The sequence below is a fragment of the Vibrio sp. 3-2(1) genome (assembly GCF_963887575.1).
Lineage (GTDB): Bacteria > Pseudomonadota > Gammaproteobacteria > Enterobacterales > Vibrionaceae > Vibrio > Vibrio anguillarum.
This window is the reverse complement of sequence record NZ_CAWPGB010000050.1, coordinates 1-1,018: the sequence shown is the minus strand read 5'-3', so window position 1 is coordinate 1,018 and position 1,018 is coordinate 1. Positions and strand designations below refer to the sequence as shown.

The following is a 1,018-nucleotide window of genomic DNA, read 5'->3' as shown; positions in this document are numbered from 1 at the left end:
CCTGTTACGTCCGTTGTACGGAAGTAGAACTGTGGACGGTAGCCTTTGAAGAACGGAGTATGACGGCCGCCTTCATCTTTAGACAGTACGTATACTTCTGACTCGAACTTAGTGTGTGGAGTGATTGAACCTGGTTTCGCTAGTACTTGACCACGTTCTACTTCATCACGCTTAGTACCACGTAGAAGTGCACCAACGTTCTCACCTGCACGACCTTCGTCAAGCAGCTTACGGAACATCTCAACACCTGTACAAGTCGTTGTGATTGTGTCTTTGATACCAATGATCGCAACTTCGTCACCTACACGTAGGATACCGCGCTCGATACGGCCAGTTACTACTGTACCACGACCTTGGATTGAGAATACGTCTTCGATTGGTAGTAGGAATGCTTGGTCTACTGCACGCTCAGGCTCTGGAATGTAAGTGTCTAGCGCTTCAGCAAGTTCAATGATTTTCGCTTCCCACTGCTCTTCGCCGTTTAGTGCGCCTAGTGCAGAACCTTGGATAACTGGTAGGTCATCACCTGGGAAATCGTACTCAGATAGAAGCTCACGAACTTCCATTTCTACTAGCTCTAGAAGCTCTTCATCATCAACCATGTCACATTTGTTCATGAATACGATGATGTAAGGAATACCAACTTGGCGACCAAGTAGGATGTGCTCACGAGTTTGTGGCATTGGGCCATCTGTTGCAGCAACAACTAGGATACCGCCGTCCATTTGCGCAGCACCTGTGATCATGTTTTTAACATAGTCAGCGTGTCCTGGGCAGTCTACGTGTGCGTAGTGGCGTGCTGGTGTATCGTACTCTACGTGAGAAGTATTGATTGTAATACCGCGCTCGCGCTCTTCTGGAGCGTTATCGATAGATGCGAAGTCTTTCGCTTCACCACCGTACACTTTTGCAAGTGTAGTACAGATAGCAGCAGTTAGAGTTGTTTTACCGTGGTCAACGTGGCCGATAGTACCAACGTTTACGTGCGGTTTCGTACGTTCAAATTTTGCTTTAGACA

At 47.5% G+C, this 1,018-nt stretch carries 1 protein-coding gene; it reads right to left on the bottom strand.

Annotation, left to right across the window (positions count from 1 at the left end; translation table 11 throughout):
• The coding region (gene tuf, locus AACQ79_RS14285) for an elongation factor Tu (RefSeq protein ID WP_170899896.1) at positions 1–1,018 on the bottom strand (1,018 nt) is incomplete at both ends.